The sequence below is a fragment of the Sporosarcina sp. SAFN-015 genome (assembly GCF_051966875.1).
GTDB lineage: Bacteria > Bacillota > Bacilli > Bacillales_A > Planococcaceae > Sporosarcina.
In genome coordinates this window covers 423,482-440,165 of record NZ_JBQCKP010000003.1, presented here as the reverse complement: position 1 = coordinate 440,165, position 16,684 = coordinate 423,482, and the positions used below count along the sequence as shown (strand labels likewise).

General features: G+C 42.7%; 19 protein-coding genes. 15 read left to right on the top strand and 4 right to left on the bottom strand.

Annotated elements, in window-relative coordinates:
* Positions 1–192: 192 nt before the first annotated feature.
* Entirely contained in the window at positions 193–1,512 is a 1,320-nt protein-coding gene (locus tag ACTHPA_RS07985) for a Mur ligase family protein (protein ID WP_440499619.1), read from the top strand.
* 69 nt (positions 1,513–1,581) lie between these two features.
* Positions 1,582–2,025 carry a YlbF family regulator gene (locus ACTHPA_RS07980; RefSeq protein ID WP_440499618.1) on the top strand — a complete coding sequence of 148 codons (444 nt, stop codon included), beginning with the start codon at positions 1,582–1,584 and terminating at the stop codon, positions 2,023–2,025.
* Positions 2,026–2,097: 72 nt separating this feature from the next.
* Here ACTHPA_RS07980 and ACTHPA_RS07975 read toward each other — a convergent pair whose 3' ends face one another.
* Positions 2,098–3,003 carry a glycerophosphodiester phosphodiesterase family protein gene (locus ACTHPA_RS07975; RefSeq protein WP_440499617.1) on the bottom strand — a complete coding sequence of 302 codons (906 nt, stop codon included), beginning with the start codon at positions 3,001–3,003 and terminating at the stop codon, positions 2,098–2,100.
* Between the two features lie 171 nt (positions 3,004–3,174).
* Here ACTHPA_RS07975 and ACTHPA_RS07970 point away from each other — a divergent pair, with 171 nt between their 5' ends.
* Complete coding sequence (locus ACTHPA_RS07970; RefSeq protein WP_239429697.1) at positions 3,175–3,447, top strand: YlbG family protein; 273 nt, start codon at positions 3,175–3,177, stop codon at positions 3,445–3,447.
* 11 nt (positions 3,448–3,458) lie between these two features.
* Here ACTHPA_RS07970 and ACTHPA_RS07965 read toward each other — a convergent pair whose 3' ends face one another.
* Positions 3,459–3,851: a DUF7147 family protein gene (locus ACTHPA_RS07965; protein WP_440499616.1), complete on the bottom strand. Its 393-nt coding sequence runs from the start codon at positions 3,849–3,851 to the stop codon at positions 3,459–3,461.
* 88 nt (positions 3,852–3,939) lie between these two features.
* On the opposite strand from ACTHPA_RS07965, the gene ACTHPA_RS07960 reads away from it, so the two are divergent.
* Genes ACTHPA_RS07960 through coaD form a run of 3 tightly spaced genes read left to right on the top strand, consistent with a single transcriptional unit; the run spans position 3,940 to position 6,402 of the window.
* Complete coding sequence (locus tag ACTHPA_RS07960; protein WP_440499615.1) at positions 3,940–5,358, top strand: hypothetical protein; 1,419 nt, start codon at positions 3,940–3,942, stop codon at positions 5,356–5,358.
* The gene (gene rsmD, locus ACTHPA_RS07955; RefSeq protein WP_440499614.1) at positions 5,355–5,900 is read left to right on the top strand and encodes a 16S rRNA (guanine(966)-N(2))-methyltransferase RsmD; all 546 of its coding nucleotides are present in this window, start codon (positions 5,355–5,357) and stop codon (positions 5,898–5,900) included. Before ACTHPA_RS07960 ends, rsmD begins: the two co-directional genes overlap by 4 nt.
* Before the next feature lie 10 nt (positions 5,901–5,910).
* Positions 5,911–6,402 carry a pantetheine-phosphate adenylyltransferase gene (gene coaD / locus ACTHPA_RS07950; RefSeq protein WP_440499613.1) on the top strand — a complete coding sequence of 164 codons (492 nt, stop codon included), beginning with the start codon at positions 5,911–5,913 and terminating at the stop codon, positions 6,400–6,402.
* Between the two features lie 45 nt (positions 6,403–6,447).
* On the opposite strand, the gene ACTHPA_RS07945 is transcribed toward coaD, so the two are convergent.
* Entirely contained in the window at positions 6,448–7,311 is an 864-nt protein-coding gene (locus ACTHPA_RS07945) for a hypothetical protein (protein ID WP_440499612.1), read from the bottom strand.
* A 497-nt stretch (positions 7,312–7,808) separates the two neighbouring features.
* Between ACTHPA_RS07945 and ACTHPA_RS07940 the strand changes: the two genes are divergently transcribed.
* Positions 7,809–8,855: a SepM family pheromone-processing serine protease gene (locus ACTHPA_RS07940; RefSeq protein WP_440499611.1), complete on the top strand. Its 1,047-nt coding sequence runs from the start codon at positions 7,809–7,811 to the stop codon at positions 8,853–8,855.
* Here ACTHPA_RS07940 and ACTHPA_RS07935 read toward each other — a convergent pair.
* Positions 8,828–10,069 carry a nucleotidyltransferase gene (locus tag ACTHPA_RS07935; protein WP_440499610.1) on the bottom strand — a complete coding sequence of 414 codons (1,242 nt, stop codon included), beginning with the start codon at positions 10,067–10,069 and terminating at the stop codon, positions 8,828–8,830. The genes ACTHPA_RS07940 and ACTHPA_RS07935 overlap by 28 nt on opposite strands.
* Before the next feature lie 128 nt (positions 10,070–10,197).
* On the opposite strand from ACTHPA_RS07935, the gene ACTHPA_RS07930 reads away from it, so the two are divergent.
* The 8 genes from ACTHPA_RS07930 (at position 10,198) to ACTHPA_RS07895 (ending at position 16,650) form a co-directional block, all read left to right on the top strand.
* Entirely contained in the window at positions 10,198–10,731 is a 534-nt protein-coding gene (locus tag ACTHPA_RS07930) for a YceD family protein (protein ID WP_440499609.1), read from the top strand.
* A gap of 28 nt (positions 10,732–10,759) precedes the next feature.
* Entirely contained in the window at positions 10,760–10,933 is a 174-nt protein-coding gene (rpmF, locus tag ACTHPA_RS07925) for a 50S ribosomal protein L32 (protein WP_440499608.1), read from the top strand.
* 285 nt (positions 10,934–11,218) lie between these two features.
* Positions 11,219–11,977 carry an enoyl-CoA hydratase/isomerase family protein gene (locus ACTHPA_RS07920; RefSeq protein WP_440499607.1) on the top strand — a complete coding sequence of 253 codons (759 nt, stop codon included), beginning with the start codon at positions 11,219–11,221 and terminating at the stop codon, positions 11,975–11,977.
* A gap of 137 nt (positions 11,978–12,114) precedes the next feature.
* Complete coding sequence (locus ACTHPA_RS07915) at positions 12,115–13,476, top strand: acetyl-CoA carboxylase biotin carboxylase subunit (protein WP_440499606.1); 1,362 nt, start codon at positions 12,115–12,117, stop codon at positions 13,474–13,476.
* The gene (locus tag ACTHPA_RS07910; protein ID WP_440499605.1) at positions 13,473–13,688 is read left to right on the top strand and encodes a biotin/lipoyl-binding carrier protein; all 216 of its coding nucleotides are present in this window, start codon (positions 13,473–13,475) and stop codon (positions 13,686–13,688) included. Before ACTHPA_RS07915 ends, ACTHPA_RS07910 begins: the two co-directional genes overlap by 4 nt.
* A gap of 65 nt (positions 13,689–13,753) precedes the next feature.
* Positions 13,754–15,295 (top strand): acyl-CoA carboxylase subunit beta, encoded by a 1,542-nt coding sequence (locus ACTHPA_RS07905; RefSeq protein ID WP_440499665.1) that lies wholly within the window; start codon positions 13,754–13,756, stop codon positions 15,293–15,295.
* A gap of 66 nt (positions 15,296–15,361) precedes the next feature.
* Positions 15,362–16,252, top strand: a complete 891-nt coding sequence (locus tag ACTHPA_RS07900; RefSeq protein WP_440499604.1) for a 2-dehydropantoate 2-reductase — start codon at positions 15,362–15,364, stop codon at positions 16,250–16,252.
* A 5-nt stretch (positions 16,253–16,257) separates the two neighbouring features.
* Positions 16,258–16,650 (top strand): DUF3397 domain-containing protein, encoded by a 393-nt coding sequence (locus ACTHPA_RS07895; protein ID WP_440499603.1) that lies wholly within the window; start codon positions 16,258–16,260, stop codon positions 16,648–16,650.
* Positions 16,651–16,684 lie beyond the last annotated feature (34 nt).

The window sequence follows — 16,684 nt, the reverse complement described above, 5'->3', positions numbered from 1 at the left end:
CTTCGTGTCGTTCCTTCCTTTTCCTTCATACGATAAAGTATGGTTCGCTCTCAATATATTCGGTATTCATGAAAATTGTTCGGGAAGGGGAGGGGGCTTCTGTTATTATCTGAGATCTTGAAAGACTGGCCCTGTACGGTTTCGGGAAGTGTAGGCATACCAATTAACGGTATTACGGAGAGGTCTGGAAATGTGAAGGAAGGGTATATTTTCGTTGCGAGGAAAGGTTGCAGCGATGATGGAATTTTGCATGTGCAAGAGGCGATTGAACGGGGGGCAATAGCCATCGTCGTCGATCGAAATGAGGAAGTGAATTTCGAAACAAGTACAGAAATTACCCTTATTACAGTGCCGGACGGTAGAAGATTCATTTCGCATGCGAGCGCGAAGCTTGCGGGCAATCCTTCAGAATCAATGACAATTATAGCTGTGACTGGTACGAACGGAAAAACGACTGTCACGCATTTCATAGGCCAATTAATGGCGATGCTCGGTGAACAGGCAGCGGTTATTGGGACAACAGGACTTTTCATGAACGGAAGGAAAGTCATCATTGATATGCCCGAAATGACTACGTTGCCTGCAGAGTTTCTCCATCCACTACTTCGAAAATGTGTAGATGAAGGAATGCAATATATTGTAATGGAAGCCTCTTCTCTTGGACTTTCCACATCAAGATTGGATCATTGCAAAATCGATATTGGAGTATTTCTGAATATTGGAGTTGATCATTACGAAGAACATGGCAGCAAGGAAGCGTATATTGCAGCGAAAAAGAGGCTTACAACAATGGCGCGGGAACTTGTTGTCAATGCGGATGATCGACAATGCGTGAAGCTTGTAAATGGGGCTAATAGGCCGGTTCACTATTTCAATGAGCTGATGGTTGCTGGAAGAGTAGTGCCATACAACTTATATCCAATCAATTTGCCAGGGAAGCATAATAGACTAAATGCACTTGCAGCTGTCGCTGTTTTGCAACGACTCGGTTTTGACCAGCATAAGGTTTTACCGCTTTGCAATCGGCTTGAACTGCCAGAAGGGAGATTGCAACGTCTGGATGGTGGCGATGTGACAGTCTATATCGATTATGCCCATACACCCGATGCCCTTCAAACAGTGTTAGCTTCTTTAACAGAAGAGTCTACAGGCGAATTGATCACAGTTTTTGGTTGTGGTGGTAATCGTGACAAAGGTAAGCGTCCGCAAATGGGAATGGTCGCTGCAACTTATTCCTCAAAAGTGTTTATTACGTCTGATAACCCGAGGAATGAAGAGCCTTCTTCCATCATTGAAGAAATCCTGATGGGAATAAATTGTGAGAGTGAGAAAATCGACGTGGAGCTTGATCGAAGAACAGCGATACAAAAAGCGGTTTGTTATGCAAAAGATGGGGATGTCGTTTTGATTGCAGGGAAAGGACATGAGAAAACACAGCAAGTCGGGCAAGAGCTTCTCACATTTTCGGATTATGATGTGGCACAAGCGGCGTTGCGTGAAAAGAGAAAATAAATCAGGTTAGAATACATGCACAAAGCACGCTTTTTCTGTTATGATAAGTTGGAATGGAGGGAAAGCCCTATGATGATGACAGATGAATGGATGTCAATCATTGAGCAATCAGAAATACTCTCCGATATGTTGCTCTCTTCCGAAATCATCCAAGAGTACAGAAGAGCGAATCATGCCGTGTATTCCAACAAATTGTTGGCAGAAGCGATTTATGATTTTACGAATATGAAGGAGCGTTACGAAGAAGTGCAACGTTTCGGCAGATACCATCCTGACTATAAAACAGTCATGAAAGATATACGAATACAAAAGAGGGAACTAGATATGAATGAGGATGTCGCTGCTTTGCGTCTTGCGGAAAACGATGTCCAAGGACTGTTGAATGAAATCAGTTCAATCATTGCAAAATCTGTTTCTGATTCTATCAAAGTGCCTACGGGAGATAATTTCTTTGTAGATTCATCTTGCGGCGGTGGATGCGGCACTGGTGGAAGCTGTTCTTGTTCCGCCTAAGGACGTTGTAAATGCGTTTCGTCAATATACTAAAAGCGGTTGCCTGCAATTGACCAGGTAACCGCCTTTTTTTTATGTGTTTTGCTGGATTACTTCCATTGCCACTACAGGATTATCAGTTATGAAACCGGCAGCTCCAGCATTCAATAATTTTTCAAATGATTCTTTGTCATTGACATGATTATAGTAAACGGAAACGTTCAAATTGGAAAGGAAGCTTATGAAACTTTCCGTATTCATCGGAAACAAACCCATTTTTTCAGCGATGCAAAACAAATCGGCACGAGGATTGTATAAATGACCAAATTTACTTGAAAACGACGCGTATGCTTTTTTCACTTCGTCATTTCCAGCACCGATGGCCACTTTATTTTGAGCATATAGATTAAACCGATCCGTCTGCTCGTCAAAGGCACTCATGACAATAACACGATCCTCTGATCCTGTTTCTTCTAGAAGTCGCCAGAGTTTTGATGGCATTAGGCTGCCTTCATATGTATCAGGCGAGTCCTTTAGATTGATAGCAATTAGCATATGTGGATAAGCGGATAACAGTTCACGCAAACTAACAATTTTCTCGCCTTTATCTCGGAAAGGGAAGTTCCCCTCCTCATCTTGGAACATATATCCGGAATCCGCTTTTTTCAATTCATCTATTGTATAGTCTGAAATTCTGCCAGAGAAATCGGTCGTCCTGTCCGCAGTTTCGTCGTGAAAGAGAACGATTTCTTCGTCTTTTGTCAATCGGATGTCTACAGCAAAACCATGGACTCCTAGTTCTGCTGAATTTGAAAACGCCGCCAACGTGTGCTCCGGAGCGCATTTCATTCCTCCGCGATGCGAAAGGACGACCGGATCCTTGAATTCTAGCGCTTCCTTCGTGGGTCGGGGTTGAGGCTTTGCAACTACTTTGGATGCGGCCCAAGCAGCAACTCCGGCTGCTCCCACCGTAAGAGCCACTTTCGTTTTTCTTCCCATTTTCGTATCCTCCTCATTTATCGATCAATTACGCCTTTGCGTAAACTTACATAGCAAGTTAACATGTCCTTTCCTCATTATAGGGGAAAAAACGGAAGATGTCAGCAATGTTCGGTTGCAGGTCATTTCTCTACTATGGTATTGTATGGGGTAGGAAAAGAGGGGAAAATCATGATTGATCGACAAGGGATTATAGTATATCTCCATCATTTGAAACAGGCTAAATCTCTACGTAAATACGGCCACGTCCATTATATTTCCAGAAAAATGAAATACGTCGTCCTTTATTGTGATCAAGTGGACGTTGACGATACGATACGAAAACTTGAACGACTTCCGTCTGTTAAAAAAGTACTTCCGTCTTATCGTCCATTTGTTAAAACTGAATATGAGAACGCCAAACCTGATAAGGCAAAGGAATATGACTACAAAATCGGATTATAAAATTTTCTAATTTATCGCAATGGCGGAACAAGATGATTAAGACGAAGGATTCCTGTTATATACTGATAGAACAGTTTGGAATCGGCGAATTCAGAAGAATGCTTCAACCCAATAAAAATCGGTTCCTGGCCATTCTGCAAGGATACTTCTTCAAAGAGGAGCCTTCTTTTTGACTTAGATTCCCCAGGTTGTATGATTCCTTCCCTGCAAATGTATATTGGCATGAAATTGCTGTTTCGGGCAGGTTGGAATGCAGCTGCTACGGAGATCGCTTGTCCGCTGTTAGTGTTTGAAGAAAAGATGAAAGTTCTATGGAGGCGATGTTGATTCGTTTCGATTAGTTCTAAAAGCTCATAGATGTCTCCATAACCTTCACCCAATTCGATAAAGTACTGTTGTAACATACATGACACTACCTTTCTCCATTCGGAATATAGTTCATCATAGCATTTTTCAAGTACATTAAACATCCCTTGCAATGAGGTGCAGCAATTGAAGATCACATTCCGCATCGTCGGTCTATTAATTATCATGAATTCGGTTTTACTCTATATGCATTATAGTCAATTGGCGGATGCAAGTGGGTCGTCTGAAAAATTATCCCGCTATGTCCAGGAAATTGAAGTGATCAATAGAGCGGACGCTATTTTTATTACACATCATTTTCACAACTTGGATGAGGGACGATACGAAATTATTTATCCTGCAGAGAGCAGAAAGCATGCTTGTTTTCTGGAAACTGAATCTTCATGTATAAGAATGAATGAAAATGCCACAGCAATTTTGGAAGGGGAGCATAGCAGGCAATCCATCTCGTACGAAATACCGATATCCGGAACGTTAGAAAGCCGAAAGCTTTTTAAGGAACCATTTGCCAAGCTGAGAAATGCGAAACCGGATTCTACGATTTTACATGTAACGGATGAAAGCGGCATTGGTGGAATGTGGATCAGCGGTCTCCCGTTGGTGGGAACCAAAAAAATGGACATGGTCGATTATTCAATGTTCAAAGGGAACGGTACAGTCTCGGATCTTTATTGGCAACGCAAAGTTTATCCGGAAGCATATCGAGGCGATCGTCTTTCGATATTCGCGGATTCAATAGATGCTGATGTCGCAGAGCAGTTAAATGGCGACTTGAAAGACTTAAATACCCGACATATTTCTGTCGTATTGGATCCAGAAGGGAAACCTCTTCAATCTTCCCGATTTATTATTACCCAGCTGAAAGCAACGGAGCTGTCTGACTTAGTTTTGGAAAGAGGAGTCCGCTCGATGTATGCCATATCGGAGCGAGAGCAACTTGTAGCAAGTTTAGTCACATCGATTTCCATTGATACGCCAACTGGTACTAAAGAAGCCAAAGCGGTATTTGAATCAATGAAAGGTTCATTGACAGAAGAACAGTACGAAATATTGCAGTCCCGTCTCACTGAGAAATACGGCGAGCATATTGATGCATCTATACTGGATGAGCTGATAGGAGAAGTTGCCGGGTGGAAAACTTCCTTTGTTCAAAAGAACACTGAAGGAAGCTATCCTTTCGTACTTGAGGACACGCGAACAGTTTATATGAACGGTGAAGCTCAAGAAGACGTTCAAGTTATTATTATGGACAAGCAGACACTTTATCCGGCGAGTAAATTGTTATCCAGAAACGGCTATGATGTATCTGCAAATGAAAGTTCTATTTATATTGAAAGTGAAGAAGAGAAATTCAGATTCTCGTTGCGTGACCCTTTTTATGTATTAAATGAAAAGAGGTATGAATTACGCGAAAAGCCATATGCATTCATTGGAAACGAGTATTATTTTGCGGAAGATGCATTAAGGCGGATATTCCATTTATCCATTCAAAAAAATGAAGATACGATTGTAGTGAAGTCGTTGTTAGGAGGAGAATTAAAATGAGGGTCGTATCCGGATCCAGAAAAGGAACACCATTAAAATCATTGCCTGGCAATTTGACAAGACCTACATCAGATAAGGTAAAAGAATCGATATTCAATATGATTGGTCCTTATTTTAACGGGGGAATCGCTGTCGAACTGTTTGGCGGCAGCGGTTCACTTTCCATTGAATCATTATCCAGGGGAGTAGACGAAGCTTATATTTTCGAGAAAAATCAAAAGGCATGTTCCGTCATTCGTGAGAATGTAGAAAAATGCCGCTTTACTGATCAAGTACATATTGTTAGAAATGATGCGAGGAATGCTATTCGGGCATTGCCAACAGATATTAAAATCGATTTACTTTTCATCGACCCACCATATGCCGAAACGAAATTTTATGATTTAGCGGATACGATTGCTCAAGCAGGCATGTTATCCGACGATGCAATCATCGTTTGTGAACATGATAAGCAATTGACACTTCCTGATGCTTATAGTGATTTTGAAAAGACCAAAAACCCGATCTATGGGAACAGCGCGGTTTCCATTTATATGAAATGAGGTAGCTTCTATGACAAAAAAGAGAATAGCAGTTGTGCCTGGCAGCTTCGATCCTATTACAAACGGTCATCTTGACATTATCGAAAGGGCAGCCAAAGTCTTTCCCGAAGTGAGAGTCGCTGTCATGAATAATTCGTCTAAAAATCCTTTATTCTCTGTGGAAGAACGGATGGATTTAATACGTGCAGTCACATCGAAATTTCCGAACGTCATCATCGATTCTTCATCAGGTCTTCTAATTGATTATGCACGCAGCGTTGAAGCTTCTGTCATTGTAAGGGGGTTGCGGGCAATCTCCGATTTTGAATATGAAATGCAAATCACTTCTATGAACAGAATGTTGGATGAAAGCATTGAGACATTCTTCGTCATGACGAAAAATCAATATTCATTTTTAAGCTCCAGTATTGTCAAAGAGGTTGCGCGGTATGGTGGTGACATTTCCGGCCTCGTCCCTGCCGTAGTCGAAAAGGCGTTGCGAGAAAAGTACATAGGTTCATAAAGTAGTGGAAAATGGTTATGACAAGGTATTTGTCATAACCATTTTTCATAATAAAAAATACAAGATGAGCGGCACGGTGATCACACTCCACACTCTGCTGAGAAAGTATGGGAAAAGGGGTGTATCTACCGTTTTCGCAATGACGAATACTTGCATATGGATGCTAAGACCGTTCAAAGAAATGATTGCAGCGATTAAAAAAGGGAATACTGGGCTTGTGAAAAAGTGGTCAGTCGCTGATTGTACGCCAGAAGTCATTTCGAATATAGCAAGAAGCACTGTTTTTGTGATACCTAGGTCAACTGTGAATGCTTTCGAAATGGCGGTTGTCAACACGTTGCCGAGGGAGGAGAAGAAAATGACCGTCGTCGCAACAAGAATGATGACAGTTGAACTGTCTTTTATCGACTCTAAAAAAGGTGAACTCGACTGTTTTTCTTTCAATTGAAGCTTTGAGCTATTTAATTCTTTACGTCCCTTCCTCATGACTAATAAAGCAAAAAGAAAAAAGAGGATATTTGCAATATGAATGGACGCCAAAAGCTTCCAACCGGACGCCGTGTCACCGAACAGTTCGGTGCCTACAAATCCTAATATGAACATGGGTCCTGGTGCATGGCATGCAGCAAGCAAGTATCCGCTTTCCCTTCTAGATAGCTCACCGTTTTTCACCATTTCTGTTACTGTAACAGCTCCGACAGGAAATCCTCCGAATGAACCGAGGATATACGCTTTCAAATATCGTTTCCAACTGCTCACCGACGGGTTTTCCACAGGCACTTTCAATAGCCATTGGGTCAAAATGATGTATGGAAGCAAATAGGGGAGCAAGGCGTGTACAAATAATTGAGCACCGGCTTCTGCACCGTCATGGGCAATACCGGGCTGTAAGATGAAGAGGATGATCAATCCCCATATAATGGCGATGCTGATCATAGAGCTTGACGTTGCATAGTATCTAAAGTGGTGAACATTCGTGTTCCTCCTTCCATGAAGAGTGTTGCAAATGATTGTTGTTAATGCTTTATTATGGATATTTTCGGTGGTACACTAATTACCAGCTGCCTTATCAATCAGCGAATACTGTCTGTCTAGGCTACGGGTACTTTTGTTGTGTCTAGCTTCGGGCGCTAGCTTCTCGGGTCATAAGTCAAAGCTGCTGCGTGGCAAAGAATGCCACTTCGCATCTTCGCCTTATGCCTGTCGAAGCTGAGCAAGCGCCCTCCGCTTTTCTTGTGTCTAGCTTCGGGCGCTAGCTTCTCGGGTCATAAGTCAAAGCTGCTGCGTGGCAAAGAGTGCCACTTCGCATCTTCGCCTTATGCCTGTCGAAGCTGAGTAAGCGCCCTCCGCTTTTCTTGTTATATATATGTCCCATCTGTACAGGCTATTAATGGAGGTGTGTAGGTATGAAGGCGAAAAGGGTTGGATTGACAGCTGTAGCAGTGCTTTTATTAATGTTTTTATTTGTTTATCCTCTTGAGGCATACATATCGAAACCAGGCGGGGCTTATGATTTGGCACCGATTGTAGAGGTCGAGGATGGAGATAAGGATGATGTAGGAACCTTCAATCTCATGACTATTTCGATAGGAAAAGCTACTCCTTTTTCCTATATTGCCTCAAAATTTTCTGATCGGATGAAATTGTTGCCGATCAATAAGGTGAGAAGAGAAGGGGAGGATGATAAAGAATATAATATTCGTCAAAAAAAGCTTATGTCAGATTCCCAATTCAATGCAATTACCGTAGCATTCAGTAAAGCTGGTATCCCAGTCGATATTACGTATGATGGGGTTTTCATCGTATCTGTCCTGCAAGACAGTGCATCTGATGGTAAGCTCGAAACGGGTGATAAAATCCGCTATGTCGATGGAGTGCAGTTAAAAGAAGGCGGACAGTTTGCATCATCTATTTCTGGCAAGGAAAAAGGCGACAAAGTCACCGTCACTGTGGAACGGGACTCAAAGATGGTGGATGTAGACATCACATTAAGTGAAATACCGAAATCGAACGGACGAATCGGTTTAGGTGTAGAATTCCAGGAAGATCGTGAACTGTCAACGGATCCGAAAGTGGATATCCACACGGCGGATATTGGCGGACCTTCCGCAGGACTTATGTTCACCTTGGAAATTATGAATCAGCTGCTTGACGAGGATTTGACAAAAGGGTATAACATCGCCGGAACCGGAGAAATGCTTTCCGATGGAACTGTCGGTAGGATTGGAGGAGCCGATTTCAAAATAATGGCGGCTGATCGGGAAGGCGTTGAAATCTTTTTTGCGCCAAACGATTATTTACCGGATGAAGTTCGTGAAAAGAATCCAGGAATATTGACGAACTATGAGGAAGCGGTAAAAACAGCAGAAAAAATAGGCACGAAAATGAAAATCGTGCCCGTGACTACAATCGATGATGCTCTAAATTACTTGAAAGATTTGGAAGAGAAGTGATTTTCCATAATTGGTGAGGTTACGTAATCCAAACCGATTTTCGAATGGTCGCTACCTTTTCCAAGCGCTAGCGCATATATGTCGGATGCGGAAATATCCATCTTCAACGCAGGATCGGAAAAAGAAGCGACTTTACTAATGAGTGGCAATCCAAGATTCTTTTTGCGGCCGCTTAAATAAGAACGACCTTCATTTGTCATTCCGAGTAAACGCAAATAAGACGGTTTTTCCATTTTAGAGCGCATTTCTTTCGTAAATCCAGTTAGTATATGCGTCAGCATCCGTTGAATCCTAGTCCATGTGTACCGTTTAGATTTGACGGCATCCATGAATGATTGGAATGAATCATGAGATTGTGCTGCGCGAAAGATGAGATTTTCAATTCCTTCTGAAACGTCTGCAATCGAACGAAGCCGGGAAGGACCATCTCGCAAAATTATATATCGCAAGTATGGGTAAAAGGTATCCCAGTTGCCGAAGGCCTTCCTTTCCGCATCCCATTCTATGAGCAGACGTCTTGTAGCTTGCGGAATAAAATCTGAAACTTCGTCAAGTGTTTCCGTGCTAAAGAACGATTTGCGGATTCCTGTTGCACTTGCAATTTTTTGGCTATCCAATGTGTCATCATGATAGCCGGCTCCCATTCGCTTGATCGTTACGGCTTCCATCGATGAACCGATCGATTGTACGGCTGCCATATAATGAAACCCTAAAATGTTGTTCGGCATGGACAAATCGGCCACAGGAATCTCTGGATGTCCCGCTTGGATTATTTTATACGCCTTATTCAGCGCCATTGGATAGCTTATTCCTTCTGCGACTGCATTCTTCACTGCTGATTCGTATTGAACGGTATGGCGGTCAATTAGCCGTAAGCTATTTTGAAAAGGCTCGATATTGCCGTCTTCGCTACCGAAACAAAAAGATTCACATCCAACAGCATCAAGCAGCTCGACTGCACCTTGCGCAAATAGAGGAGCGTTGGATGTTGCAAAACGGTAAGGAAGTTCAAATACAATGTCCACGCCGGATGCTAACGCCATCTTCGTCCTTGTCCATTTATCGACAAAAGAGGGCTCGCCCCTTTGTAGGAAATTTCCGCTCATCACTGCGATGATAACATCAGCATTCGTAGCGTTCCTCGCCTGCTGAGCATGGTAGACATGTCCATTATGCAATGGATTATATTCAACGACGATACCTGTAGCTTTCAATCTGTCCACCCCTTCGGTATAATCTAATTTACATTATACTTTGATGTGATTTAGGTGACAAGAAAATATCTTGACATCCCTTTTTATCCATTATATAATCAACAGTGTTGTCTTGAGGTGATATAGACGTGAAATGGTCCATTCATCAATTACAGAAATACAGACAAGGAGCAATGCCGCTTGACGAAGCGGTCAACCTTGACTCCGTCAAAAAACGGAATCCGGAAATCCGGGATATTAAGCCTGTCCATGTAACGGGCAGCTGCATAATCGGTTCGAAAAAACTAACTTGCCATTTCAAGCTTGAAGGTGTAATGACATTGCCTTGTTCACGAACTTGGGAAGATGTCGAATATCCTTTTTCAGTGGAAACGGACGAACAGTTCAGTTGGGATGAGGCTACACTTGCAACGGATGACATGATCCACCCGGTTGTCGGCGAAATCATTGATCCGACCCCGATCTTTGAAGAATTAGTTCTTCTCGAAGTTCCTATGCAGGTTTTCAGTGAAAAAGCTGAAGAGATGACAGGGGCAGAGGGGAAAGGCTGGTCTTATACAACCGACGAAGAATTCGAAGAGCGGCTCCGTGAAGAAAAGGAAAAGAAAGTTGATCCTCGATTGGCTGGATTAGCAGACTTTTTTAATTCGGACAAGGAATAGGCGATACGATACTAAGGAGGTGCCTCAAATGGCAGTACCAAAAAGAAGAACTTCAAAAACAGCTAAAAGACTTCGTCGTACGCATTACAAACTACAAGTTCCAGGCATGACAACTTGTGAAAATTGCGGCGAAATGAAACTTGCGCACCGCGTTTGCAAATCTTGCGGTCATTACAAAGGAAAAGACGTAGTAGGCGAATAAGTTCACCTGCTTAAAAACCACCGTGAGGCCATGGCTCCGGTGGTTTTTTTATATTATAAAGCTTCGGTTGGAGGTTAACTGCCACTCGAAGCTGGATTGACAGAAAAGCAGAGGCGGCACAGAGTAAAATAATTAAAAAAGATGAGTCAAAGATCCCGAAATGACAATAACTCTTGGGAAATGACCGATAAAGGCTGGAAAATGATCGATATGTGCTCTGAAGTGATCGATAACTCTATGGAAATGACCGATAACTTTTATTCAACTACCTAAGGAGGGGTTTGCATGTCCTATAAAATCGAAATCAATAATGGAATCGCAACTTTCACGATCAATCGGCCAGAAATGAGGAATGCGATTAATCACGCAGTCATGGATGGTCTTGAAATGTTTCTATCAGAAGTAGAATCGGATGCTAGCATAGCGTATGCAGTCGTAACAGGTGAAGGCGACCGTGCATTTTGTTCGGGCGGTGACCTATCTGAATTCCATGGATTCCGTACCGCGGACGAAGCTTACCCGATGTTGAGCAAGATGGCAGGGCTATTGTACAGATTGGCGTCATTGCCTGTACCTGTCATAGCACTCGTCAACGGAGCTGCAGTCGGTGGCGGATGCGAAATTGCCACAGCATGCGATTATAGGCTTGTCTCATCGAAAGCGAAAGCGGGATTCATCCAAGGTACATTAGCGATCACGAGCGGATGGGGAGGAGCTTCTCAACTATTCGTTAAAATGAACAATCACGGTACAGCATTAAAATTATTATCAGAAGCAAAAGTACATACAGCGGAACAATTGCAAACAATCGGTTGGGCAACAGGAATTTACGAAGGAAATGCACAAGATGCTTTAGAAGAATTCATTTGCGATATGAAGAAAATACATCCATCCGTTCATAAAGCGTATAAAAAGATAGCGATAGTGGATTGGGAGCAAAAAGGGCTTAAAGAAAGAATGCTCGAAGAATCAGCGCAATGCGCAAAACTATGGGAAAGCGATGCCCACCATGAAGCCGTTGCAAATTTCTTAACTAGAAAATAAATGAAATCCGTTATGTAAGAATATATGCAAGATCAGATTTTCAAAGGAATTCAGACAAATAGTTGAAAACGGTTTCATTCATCGTATAAACTAGTAATGGGGAGAAGTTTAAACAATGCAGCTTGGGGGGTTACTATATGAATAAAATACTTATTGCGAATCGTGGGGAAATCGCATTAAGGATCATGAAGACGTGCAAACGGCTTGGCATAAAGACTGTCGCTGTCCATTCTGAAGCCGATGTGCATATGCCGTTTGTCAAGTACGCGGATGAGGCAATTAGTATCGGACCTGGTCCTGTAGTGCAATCCTATTTGAAAGCGGAAGACATTATCGACGTAGCTTTGAAAGTTGGGGCGGACGCTGTTCATCCTGGCTACGGACTGTTATCCGAAAATGCATCCTTTGCACGTAAAGTGCGGGACGCAGGTTTGACATTTATTGGACCGGATGCGGAAACGATCGAATTGATGGGCGATAAAATTGCCTCGAGAATAAAAATGAAAAATGCGGGTGTACCGGTTGTGCCTGGCACAGATGAAGGAGTCTCCTCTATTGAGGAAGCGATTCAGGCTGCAGAAACGATTGGATATCCGATCATGTTAAAAGCGAGTGCGGGTGGTGGCGGCATCGGAATGGTGCGATGTGAAAATGAGCAAGCGCTCAGTCAACATTTTCAATCTGTTAAAAGCCGAGCGAAAGCGTATTTTGGTGATGATATCGTTTTTCTTGAAAAGTTCGTCGAAAACGCACGCCATATTGAAGTGCAAATTTTCGGGGATGATAAAGGGAATATCGTCCATCTATTCGAACGTAATTGTTCCGTACAGAGAAGGAATCAGAAAGTGATCGAAGAATCTCCATCGCCTTCCTTGAAGGGAGAAGTGGCTGAGCGGCTATATAAGGCTGCTGTTGCCGCGGGGGAAGCGGTCGGGTACCGGAATGCTGGTACTGTCGAATTTATTTTATCGGAAAATGATGAGTTTTATTTCCTCGAAATGAATACCCGTCTTCAAGTGGAGCATCCCGTTACGGAAGAAGTAACCGGATATGATTTAGTCGAGTGGCAGATTGAAGTGGCCAAAGGTAATGAATTGCCGGTAAAGGATCAGCAACAGATCAAAAGCCATGGGCATGCGATTGAATTCCGTATTTATGCGGAGGATCCAGTTACGTTCATGCCTTCCCCAGGGACAATCCGTAAAATGGCTTGGAATAATCATGCAAATGTGCGCATTGACTCGGGCTATGAAGAAGGCGGAAATATAACACCGTTTTATGATCCAATGATAGCGAAGGTGATCATACATGCGGAAGGACGACAAGAAGCGATTAGCGAAGCGGTTAATTTTTTTGACACTTTCACGATTGAAGGAGTGAAATCAAATATTCCACTCTTTAAACATTTCATAGGTTCAGTAGAATTTAAGGAAGGCAATTATAATACGAATGTACTGACAGAATGGTTGAAAACCGAAAAGGAGGAAGCGGAAAAATGACACAGATAAAAGCGGCAATGGCAGGTACGGTATTTACAGTGAATGTATTTGAAGGGGAAGAAGTGCAAGCGGGCCAAGTGGTCATCGTTCTGGAGTCGATGAAGATGGAGATTCCTGTCGAGACGGAGGTTTCTGGAAAAGTGACATCCATTAATGTCCAAGTTGGAGATTTTGTAAATGAAGAGGATGTATTGGCGGTAATTGAGGGATAAAAACTGTTTTGGTAAAGCAATGAACTGATGGGAATGTGATCGGAGGGGGTATAACGATGACGAATATGACAAAACAGACTAGTTATAACGAAAAGCTGGGAAAAAGAATTGAGAAGGTGCTCTCAGGAGGACATCCAAAATATCATGAAAAATTAAAAGAGCAGGGTAAACTGTTTGTACGCGATCGCCTCAAGCTGCTATTCGATGATGGCAAGTATATGGAGGATGGACGGTTCGCAAATTGTGAAGCTGAAGATTTACCGGCGGATGGCGTTGTTACTGCTATTGGGAAAGTGAATGGGCAAACTGTTTGCGTTATGGCAAATGACTCGACGGTAAAAGCGGGTTCTTGGGGATCGAGAACTGTTGAGAAAATTATCCGCATCCAAGAAATTGCTGAGAAGAACAGAGTGCCGATGTTATACCTTGTCGATTCCGCAGGAGCGCGTATAACAGATCAGCTTGAAATGTTCCCAAACCGCCGTGGTGCGGGAAGGATATTCCACAATCAAGTAAGATTATCGGGTTTCATACCGCAAATCTGTCTGTTATTCGGACCTTCAGCTGCCGGAGGGGCTTATATTCCAGCGTTTTGCGATATAGTCATCATGGTGGAAGGCAATGCTTCCATGTATTTAGGGTCTCCACGGATGGCGGAAAAAGTGATTGGCGAAAAAGTGTCACTGGAAGAGATGGGCGGCGCTAGAATGCATTGCACTGTAAGCGGATGCGGCGATGTGCTCGTAGAAAGCGAAGAACAAGCGATTAGCGAAGCGCGGCGCTATCTCAATTATTTTCCAGCTAACTACACTGAAAAACCTTCCATGAAAGAGGCAATTGCAGCTAAGGCGGGCAGGTCTTTGGAAGAGATTATTCCTGAAAACCAAAATGCACCGTTTGATATGTATGAAGCAATTGGTGCTTTGATTGACGAAGGTAGTTTCTTTGATATTAAGAAATTATTCGCACCGGAACTTATTACAGGACTCGCTCGGATTGAAGGGCAGTCAGTAGGAATTATCGCAAATCAGCCAAAAGTGAAAGGAGGCGTCCTTTTCGTCGATTCGGCGGATAAAGCGGCCAAATTCATTAACTTATGCGATGCATTTTCTATCCCGCTATTGTTCTTGGCGGATGTCCCTGGCTTCATGATCGGTACAAAAGTGGAGCGTGACGGTATTATCCGGCATGGTGCGAAATTGATTATGGCGATGAGTTCGGCAACTGTTCCTAAAATTTCTGTCGTCGTCCGGAAAGCTTATGGTGCTGGACTTTATGCAATGGCAGGACCTGCTTTCGAGCCCGATGTATGCATTGCGCTGCCGACTGCGCAGATTGCAGTGATGGGTCCAGAGGCTGCGGTCAATGCAGTCTATTCAAATAAAATCGAAGCGATCGAGGATCCGAAAGAGAAAATAGCTTTCGTTCAGGCGAAACACAAAGAATATAAAGAGGAAATCGATATTTATAAAATGGCTTCTGAGCTGATTATCGACGAGATTGTCTCGCCTTCGGATTTGAGAAGCGTACTTGCCGATCGTTTCCGCTTTTACTCAACAAAAGAACTTCCATTACCACCTAAAAAACATTCTGTCTTTCCTGTATAATTGAATATAAGGAAAAATAAAGGGCGCCTTTCTAGAGGTCGCCCTTTTAAAAAAGGGGAGAAATGGATGGAGGTTGTTATCGCAGGTGCGGGTTCTATTGGTTTGCTCATAGGCTCCTATTTAATAGAGACGGGGGCAAAAGTTGTGTTTTATGTAAGACGCGAAAAACAGGCGGCTACTATTAGAGAGCATGGAATAAGGCGGATCAATAGCGACGGTTCAGAAGTGGATTTGAACGCGGAAGCAGAAACCGATATTGAAAAATTGCCAGGAAATGCCCCGTGGATCGTCGCGACGAAGTACGGTGGAGTCGCATCGATTGTTGATGACATTCTTGAAAGAAATATAAAGAGTCCAGTCATGTTCGTTCAAAATGGATATGAACATTTCCATTTTGTAAGCGAAACTTCAATGCCCAATGTGTTTTTTGCGACTGTTGAACATGGCGCGGGACGTTTGGATGATCGCACTGTATCACATAACGGAGTAGGTACTATAAAGATTGCTCCTTACAGAGGAGATGGGACAAGTTTTGATTTTATGAAGGATGCAAATTCATCTTTGTTTCCAGTGGCGTTTACAAATGACGCACAACAAATTGTTTTGCGCAAAGTATTGATAAATTGCATGATCAATCCATTAACAGCTATTTTGCAAGTGAGGAACGGGGAATTAGTGGAGAATAGGTACGCTAAAACACTCTTTGATCAATTGTTTGAGGAAATCAATGCTGCTTTTCCTGAAATGCAAGGAGATTTATCGAAAGCGGTCGTTGAAGAAGTTTGTATTAGAACCGCAAAAAATAAATCATCCATGTTGATCGATCGGATGAATGGGAATCCGATGGAGATTGAAACGGTTGTTTCGTCAGTTATTCAAATGGGCGAGAGGCGTGGGGCGCGTTTGGGTTTATTGCAAACTCTCGAAAAAATGCTGCTTGCGATAGATAGGAGTTGATCGGCATGATAAATGGCTTCTTGTCTATACTTACAGGAATCATCGTTTTATTTCCATTTCTCATAACGATTCTATTCCTGATCGGAATGAGGAAAATGGGCACAGCGCCTGCCGCAGTTATCGGGAAAGCGGCAGACTTTACAACCCCTTTTTTGTTTTTATCGGTGTATATTACATCTATGACGATTTTTGGTAAAGGAACTGGTTTTTATATTTCAGCTATCGCCATTTTGATCGCCATTCTCTTTACGGTTGTTGAAAGGCTGAAGGAAAAGGAGTTCCAAATAACTCGTGTCATGCAGAAAACCTGGAGATTGTACTTTCTCGTATTGTCCTTTACTTATATCGTACTTCTCATTATCGGTCTTAGCTTTAAAATATCGGAATATGTAAAATGACGTAATTCAGTTCAGATGGTAAGCGTATATTTTT